Source organism: Brachyspira catarrhinii, from assembly GCF_005518285.1.
In the GTDB taxonomy this organism is placed as follows: Bacteria; Spirochaetota; Brachyspiria; order Brachyspirales; family Brachyspiraceae; genus Brachyspira; species Brachyspira catarrhinii.
Genome location: NZ_SJDU01000066.1, coordinates 1 through 8,644, shown reverse-complemented (window position 1 = coordinate 8,644; position 8,644 = coordinate 1). Strand labels below are relative to the sequence as shown.

The 8,644-nt window shown below is 33.7% G+C and carries 5 protein-coding genes; 1 reads left to right on the top strand and 4 read right to left on the bottom strand.

Features of this window, described 5'->3' with window-relative positions:
- From EZH24_RS03965 to gltB, 3 genes are all read right to left on the bottom strand, one after another.
- Nucleotides 1-949 (bottom strand): glutamate synthase subunit beta (locus EZH24_RS03965; RefSeq protein WP_137997831.1); only part of this gene is annotated, 949 nt, incomplete at its 3' end.
- Nucleotides 950-960: 11 nt separating this feature from the next.
- The gene (locus EZH24_RS03960) at nucleotides 961-1,902 is read right to left on the bottom strand and encodes an HTH domain-containing protein (RefSeq protein WP_137997830.1); all 942 of its coding nucleotides are present in this window, start codon (nucleotides 1,900-1,902) and stop codon (nucleotides 961-963) included.
- Nucleotides 1,903-1,968: 66 nt separating this feature from the next.
- Nucleotides 1,969-6,483, bottom strand: a complete 4,515-nt coding sequence (gene gltB / locus EZH24_RS03955) for a glutamate synthase large subunit (protein WP_137997829.1) — start codon at nucleotides 6,481-6,483, stop codon at nucleotides 1,969-1,971.
- Between the two features lie 231 nt (nucleotides 6,484-6,714).
- On the opposite strand from gltB, the gene EZH24_RS03950 reads away from it, so the two are divergent.
- Complete coding sequence (locus EZH24_RS03950; RefSeq protein ID WP_137997828.1) at nucleotides 6,715-7,737, top strand: sugar kinase; 1,023 nt, start codon at nucleotides 6,715-6,717, stop codon at nucleotides 7,735-7,737.
- Between the two features lies 1 nt (nucleotide 7,738).
- On the opposite strand, the gene EZH24_RS03945 is transcribed toward EZH24_RS03950, so the two are convergent.
- Nucleotides 7,739-8,455: a GntR family transcriptional regulator gene (locus tag EZH24_RS03945; RefSeq protein WP_137997827.1), complete on the bottom strand. Its 717-nt coding sequence runs from the start codon at nucleotides 8,453-8,455 to the stop codon at nucleotides 7,739-7,741.
- Nucleotides 8,456-8,644 lie beyond the last annotated feature (189 nt).

Sequence of the window (8,644 nt, the reverse complement as noted above, 5' to 3'; positions counted from 1 at the left end):
TTTTCGCTCCATGACGAACGGCAACGGCGGCGCAATCAACGCTCGTATCTCCGCTTCCGATTATAAGAATGTCTTTATCTTTTGCGATTTCTTCTCCATGCCCTTTTTCAAATAAACTTTTTGTGTTTTTGGTTAAAAAATCAACCGCAAACATTATTCCTTTTAAATCTCTTCCTTCGATTTTTAAATCTTTCGGCTCGCTCGCTCCCGTGGCTAAAACTATCGCGTCAAATTCTTCGGCTAATTTTTGAGCTTTATTTTTCGTATTGATATTTTGATTCGTTTTGAATTTTATTCCGCTTTTTTCCAAATAGTCCAATCTTCTTTTTAAAATATTTTTATCAAGTTTCATATAGGGAATTCCATAAATCAAAAGTCCTCCCGCTCTGTCGCTTCTTTCAAAAACTTCGACATCATAACCCATAATATTCAAATTGTAGGCGCATGAAAGTCCCGCAGGACCGCTTCCTATAATCGCCACTTTTTTTTCTTTTTTATTTTTTTTATTTATCGTTATGGGATTTACCCAATTCTCTTTGAAAGCGTTTTCTATTATCGAAAGCTCGTTATTTTTTATAGTCACGCTCTCTCCGTTTATGGCGCAAACGCAACTATCTTCGCAAGGAGCGGGGCAGACTCTTCCAGTAATTTCTGGAAACGGATTCGTAAGAGTTAGACGATTATAAGCTTCTTTCCAAAGTCCTTTATAAATCAAATCGTTCCATTCGGGAATAAGATTTTTTAGCGGACATCCGATTTCTTTTCTTTCTTCCATTTTTCCAACTTGACAGAAAGGCACTCCGCAATTCATACATCGTCCTCCCTGCGCTTCCTGTTGTTTTTTGCTCGGCAATTCGCTAAACTCTTTATAATTTTTTATTCTCTCTTCTGGTTCGAGTTTTATTAACTCCACTCTTTTAAAATCTAAAAAACCTCGCGGATTACCCATTTTAATCCTCCTTACTTACTTATCTTTTTATCTTCAATATATTTTTCAAGTTCATCGTCATTTAAAATTTTATCGTATCTATCTTTGGCTATACGAAATTTATCGTTAGCGTTTATGTCTTTATTAACATCGTCTATAAAATCTTTGAAATTTTTATTCTTTTCTACAAGCATATCGAGTGTTTGCATATCTAAATTTCTTTGCCTTGCTGGTAAAATTACCTTTGAACTTGAATCTATTTCAAGCTGAATTATTCCTATTCCAAAGCTGGCGTTTAATCTAATAAGTTCGCTAAAAATATCGGCTTCAATATTTTCAAATACTACAAGATAGCCCTCGTTAGCCCAACTTGAATTTGAAACTGCCTGAAAATAATATTCTTTTATATCCGACCAAGTGATACTTTTTTTTATTTCAAACGAATAAATTTTGCAACTTTGTTTATTTAAATTTTTAAGCAAACCAAGAGTTTCTTTTTTATAATCGTCAAAAGGAAAATGAATTCCGACAATATCGGGATAATTCCATTTATCCTTACCTTTTTCTCCTTTTTTACTATTTTCATGATAAATCGTCTTACAGTATAAATCAAATTCTTCGCTTTCAAACAAAAATTTAACTAATAAAGGATGCAAATCTCTTTCATGAAATGATACTATTTTAGTTGGAACTTTTGGAATAGTTGAAGCTTGAATAATTATATTTTTAACTTCATCTTCTCTGGATTTAAGCCAAAAAGTAGTGGGGCGTTTACTTGTAATGCAAAATTTTGAATCGCTTTTTTCTTTCAAGTCTGTATATATTCTTGATGACAAAGTATCCGTAGGTGTTTTGCCTTTACTCCCAACTTTTTTATCTAATCCTTGAGATATGGCAATTTCCCAAATTTCTCTATAAGTAAGAGGTTCTTTAGCAGTTTTTAAAACCTCTTCCGCTAATTCTAAAAAAGTCATTTTTTACTCCTTAAATTTTATTTTATCTCTAATTATTATATATTATTATTTGCAAAATTTATGATTTTATTTCACGCTTTTGCTTAATTTCAAAAACGCCGCAAGTTCGGGATTTTCTTCTCCCTTGCAAGACTCTATCATAGCTAGCATATTCTTATAATCTCTCGGCATAACCTTAAAAAAATCTGACGGTTTGAATTTTGACATAATTTCTTTAGCCCGTTTAGAACCCGTTAAATTTATATGTTCCTTTATAACCGACTTAAGTTCTTTTTCGTCTTCTTTGGTAAGTTCCAAAATTTCCACAAGTTCCATATTCACATTTGCCTCGTTATGTCTGCCGTAAATATAAGCGACTCCTCCGCTCATTCCCGCCGCAAAGTTTATTCCTATATCTCCCAAAACGGCGACTAATCCGCCCGTCATATATTCGCAGCCATGAACTCCCGTTCCCAAGACAACGGCTTTCGCTCCCGAATTACGAACGCAGAATCTCTCTCCCGCAATTCCATCCAAATAAACTTCTCCGCTTGTCGCTCCGTATAAACATGCGTTTCCAGAAATAATATTTTCTTCCGCTTTAAATTTTGCATTGTTTGGAATCTTCGCTATTATTTTTCCGCCGCTCAAACCTTTTCCCAAATAATCGTTTGTGTCGCCCACAATTTCAAGTTTTATTCCTTTGCATAAAAAAGCGCCGAAACTGTTTCCCGCATGTCCAGTCGCGGTAATTTGAATCGTATCTTCTTTAAGAGCGTTTTTTCCGTATTGTCTCGTAATCTCGCTTGAAAGCATCGTTGCAAACGCCCTGCTTTGATTATTGACTTCGAGGCTTAATTTAATATTTTTTCCTTTTTTAAGAGCCGTTTCGCAAAGAGGAATCAATATTCTATAATCCATCGTTTTTTCAAGTTTATTATCCTTAAAACCTTTAAAATATTGAGCCGTTCTGTTATAAGTCGGAAGCGATTTTAATATTCTGTCCAAATTGACTTTTGCATGTTTGCCCGAAAGATTATTTTTTTTATGGAGTTTGTCCGTTCTTCCAATCATATCGTCCAATTTTTCAAAACCCAACTTTGCCATATATTCTCTTAATTCTTCGGCGACAAAAAGCATAAAATTTTCCACTTTTTCTGGCGTGCCTTTGAATCTATCTCTTAAAACGGTATCTTGAGTCGCTATTCCGAAAGGGCAAGTATTAAGATGACAAACTCTCATCATCGAGCATCCTATCGCGATAAGAGGCGCCGTTGCAAATCCGAATTCTTCCGCTCCCAAAAGCGCCGCTATAGCCAAATCGCGTCCCGTCATAAGTTTTCCGTCCGTTTCTATTCTCACTCTGTCTCTCAAATTATTTAAAATCAAAGTTTGATGAGTTTCGGCAAGCCCTAATTCCCATGGAAGTCCCGCGTTTGGAATTGAAGTTCTCGGACTCGCTCCCGTTCCTCCGTCATAACCAGATATAAGTATCGAATTAGCTCCCGCTTTCGCCACTCCCGCCGCAATAGTTCCTACTCCCGCTTCGCTTACAAGTTTTACCGATATGCGAGCTTTATTATTAGCGTTTTTCAAATCGAATATTAATTGAGCCAAATCTTCTATGGAATAAATATCATGGTGAGGAGGAGGAGATATGAGAGTAACTCCAGGGGTGGAATTCCTCGCTTTCGCAATCCAAGGATAAACCTTAAATCCCATAAGCTGTCCGCCTTCTCCAGGTTTAGCTCCCTGTGCCACTTTAATTTGAATTTCTTTAGCGTTTACCAAATAATTAATATCGACTCCGAATCTTCCCGATGCCACTTGCTTAATCGCCGAACATTTATCGTTTCTGTTTTCGTCAATTTTGAATCTCTCTTCGTCTTCTCCGCCTTCTCCTGAATTCGATTTTGCTCCGAGTCTGTTCATCGCTATCGCTATGCATTCATGCGCTTCTTTCGATATCGAGCCGTAACTCATAGCCCCCGTTTTGAATCTTTTTATTATATTTTCTACGGGTTCGACTCTTTCAATGTTTATCGCTTCGCTTGTGTCGAATTCCATCAAATCGCGAAGTTTTATTATTTTACTATCTACCAAAGAAGAATATTTTTTGAATCTTTTATAATCTTTAAATTTGCATGCTTCCTGCAAATGAAATATCACAAGCGGGTCTATTATATGCTCTTCTCTTCCGCTTCTAAATCCATGTATTCCTTTCGGTTCGAGAGCGCTTATTCGAGTGGCAAAAGTTTTTTTATGCAAATTAATCAACTCTTCGTTAATATCTTCGATGTCTATTCCTTCAATTCTCGTTATCGTATCGGAAAAATATTTATCGACTAATTTTTTACTTAATCCCAAACATTCGAAAATTTGCGCTCCGCTATAACTTTGCAAAGTGGAAACTCCCATTTTTGAAGCGATTTTTACTATTCCCGCAACGGATGCTTTTATAAAATTCTGTTCCGCTTTTTTATAATCTAATTTTATAGCTTCCCTTCTTATTAAATCGTTAATGCTTTCGTAAACCAAATAAGGACAAATTACCGTAGCTCCGTATCCGAGCAAACATGCGAAATGGTGAATCTCTCTCACCTCTCCCGTGTTTATAATTATGCTCGCGTGTGTTCTCAAATTTTTTCTAATCAAATGATTATGCAAACCAGCGACCGCGATAAACGAAGGAATATAACTTTGTTTTTCGTTTACTCCAATGTCGCTTAAAATTATTATCGAAGCTCCTTTTTTAATTTCGTTTTCGACATTTATAAAAAGTTCTTCCAAAGCATCTTCCAAAGTTTTTTTCTCATAATCGAAAAGAATAGAAAATTCTTTGACTTTAAAATTTTTGAGATTTCTTATTTTATATAATTCTTCGTTCGATATAATCGGATAATGAAGTTCCACTCTCTTGCAATTACTTTCGTCTGGTTTTAATAAATTTCCTTCTCTTCCCAAATATACTCTTGTCGAGGTTATTATCTCTTCTCTTATCGCATCGAGAGGAGGATTTGTCACTTGAGCGAAAAGCTGTTTGAAATAATTGAATAAAGGCTGATAGCTTTCGCTTAAAACCGCCAATGGAGTGTCGACTCCCATCGAAGCTAAATTTTCCTTTCCGCTCGAAGCCATAGCTTCCACGCTCTGTTTTAATTCGTCATAATTCCAAGCGAAAACTCTTTGAAGTTGCAAAATTTCTTTCTCATCCAAAAAATCATGTTTATAGCCTTTGCTTGAAATATCTCCCAAATGAACCATATTTTTAAGCCATTTTTCGTAAGGTTTTGCGCTTGCATAATGAAGTTTAATCTCTTCGTCCGAAATCACTTTTCCTTTTTTAGTGTCTACAAGCAAAAGTTTTCCAGGCTCCAATCTTTTTTTCGCTTTGATTCTGCTTTCGTCAATTTTAAGCGCTCCAGTTTCGGAAGATAAAATTAAAAAATCATCATTTGTGATATAATAACGAGAAGGACGAAAACCGTTTCTATCGAGACTCGCTCCCATAACCTCTCCGTCCGTAAATATTATTGCGGCGGGTCCGTCCCAAGGCTCCATTAAAGTGGAATTATATTCGTAAAACGCTCTCTTTTTAGGATTCATATTTTTATTTCTATGCCAAGGTTCTGGTATCATCATCATAAAAGCTTCTTCGAGACTTCTTCCGTTTAAGGCTAAAAATTCCAAAGTATTGTCAAACATAGCCGAATCGCTGCTTTCTCTCGCTATCACGGGGAAAATTTCTTTCAAATCTTCAAAATAATCGCTCTTAAAAAGTCCCTCTCGCGCTATTATCGAATCGACATTTCCTCTTATCGTATTTATCTCTCCGTTGTGAATCATATATCGGTTTGGATGCGCTCTCTCCCAACTTGGAAAAGTGTTTGTCGAAAATCTAGAATGAACCAAAGCTATCGCCGACTTCATATTTATATCTTTGAAATCCAAATAGAAATCGCTTAATTGAGTGGAAAGTAGCATTCCCTTATAAACTATAGTTCGAGACGAAAAAGAACAAATATAAAACTTGCTCACATTGGAAGCCTTTTTTTCAATTATTCTTCGAGCCGAATATATTAGTCTTTCAAAATCTAATCCCGCTTTAATATTTTTCGGACGCTTTACGAATGCTTGCAAAAAATACGGCATAGTCTTAAAAGCGGTTATTCCAATATCGCTCGAATTTACGGGAACTTTTCTAAAACCTAAAAATTCCAATCCTTTTTCTTTTAATCCTTCCAAAAATATTTTCTTGCCTTCTTCTTTCGCTTCAAAATTTGGAGATAGAAACATGAAAGCTACGGCGTAATCTCCTTTTTTGGGAAGTTCAAAATCGAATTCTTGAGTGGCAAAAAAATCATGAGGAATTTGTATAAGTATTCCCGCTCCGTCTCCCGTATTTTCTTCGCTTCCCGTTCCTCCTCTATGTTCGAGCTGCATCAAAATTTCCAAAGAGTCGCAAATTACTTTATGGCTCGCTTCTCCTTTAATATTCGCGACAGCTCCGATACCGCAAGCGTCATGTTCAAAACGAGGCTCGTAAAGTCCGTTAGAAAATTTTTCATAAAATTCTTTATCAAATTCATTATGGAATTCCATATTTTTATTCTCCTTAAATTATTTTATTTTTTCTTAATTAATATTTTCTAAAAAATAAAAAATAATGTTTAAATTTTATTCTAAATAATATAATACTACAAATAATAATATAATTTTATTTTATCATTAAGTTTATACAAATTCAATCTAAATATATAATTTTTTATTTGACAAATATTGATAAATTTACTAAAATATTAGTATATCAATAAATTATTTAAGGAGATTATTATGTCTTATATAGTAGGATTTGGAGAAATTATGTTGCGTCTTTCGTCTATAGATAACGAGAGGCTTTTTCAATCGTTAAAATTAAACGCGACTTTTGGAGGAGTCGAGGCTAATATTTGCGTTCTTGCCTCAATATTTGGATTAAACAGTAGATATATAACAATGCTTCCCAATAACGCGATAGGGCATAAAGTTGAAGAATTACTTTTAAGTCATAAAGTCGATACTTCCGCTATAGCTTGGGGAGGAAAAAGATTAGGAATATATTTTGTAGACAAAGGAAATAATTACAGAACTTCGAATATTATTTACGATAGAGAACATTCTTCGATTTCGGAAGCGAGTATAAAAGATTTCGATTGGGATAAAGTTTTTGACAACTCTTCTTATTTTCATGTAAGCGGAGTCACTCCCGCCCTTACTCAAAGCGCCGCCGATTTGACTTTATACGCGGTTAAAGAAGCTAAGAAAAGAAATATAAAAGTTTCTTGCGATATTAATCATAGAAAAAAATTATGGAAATACGGCAAAAAAATCGAAGAGGTTATGCCCGAAATAGTTAAATACTCCGATATAGTATTTGCAAACGAATACGATGCGATAAAAATATTGGGAGTCGACAGCGATGTGGACGTGGATTCCGATATAAGAGATGAAGATTATAAAATGATAATGAATAAACTGATTGAAAAATATTCGCTTGAAACCGTTATAACAACGAGAAGAGAAACTATAAATTCTAATCATAATAATATATCCGCTTTGCTTTATAATAATAAAAATCTTTATAAATCTAAAAAATACAATATTACGAATATAGTAGACAGAATAGGAACGGGCGATTCTTTTGCGGCGGGAATACTTTCGGGTTTGAATATGTTTAAAGATTATCAATATGTTTTGGAATTTGCTACCGCGGCGTTTTGTATAAAGCATACTATCCCTGGCGACTGGAATTTAACTACGAAAGAAGAGGTAATATCTCTTATGGAAAGTTCCGAAAAGTTGGATGTAAAAAGATAAATCAATCTTTAAAATAATTTGGAAATTTACTTTTTAAAAATTCCAAATCTTCGGTTACATGAGTTAAATGAGTTTCAATTAAAGAAATCGCTTTTTTAGAATTTTTTTCTTTAATTGCTTGAAATATATCTTGATGTTCTTTTAAAATTCTGCTTCTATCCATTTCCATAATATTGAATATTCTTTCTCTGTTAAAATGTTTTATTGAATCTTTGATTATATTGTAAGTGAGTTTTTTATTTGCTATCAAAAATAATATTTTATGAAAATTATTGTCTATATTTAATAATTTATATAAATCGTCATTTTTCATATTTTTCTTATATTGAGATATATTATCGCTTAATAGATTTAAATCTTCAACCGAATGTTTCTCACAAACCGTTTTAATTATTTCTTTTTCTAAAGTTCTTCTTATAAAACTTGTTTCGTCTATTATATCGATATCTATCAAAGAAACTCTGCTCGCTTTTTGGGGATAGATTTCTATGAAATTTGCTTTCTCCAATCTTGAAAAAGCCTCTCTAACGGGAGTTCTGCTTATGTCGAGCATATCGCTTATTATTTTTTCGCTTATAAAAGTCCCGGGCGGAAGCGACATATTTATTATATTATATTCGATAACTCGAACGGCATAATCGCCTACAGATTCGTTTTTTTCTTTTTTTAGGGTTTTGAATTTTTTTAAATTGTCATCGTTATTTTTCAGTTTGGACATATATTTAAGAGATTACCTACACCGTTATTATAAATTTACATTTTATATTATGTTATTATATAAGATAGTATATATTTTGCAATCGTTAAAAATAAATCTAATAAAATATTTTAGTTAAAAAATTAAAGTTTTTCTCAGTCTGGACGCAGATTGCGGACTTCTTCAATACTTAACCCCGTTATTTCGCTT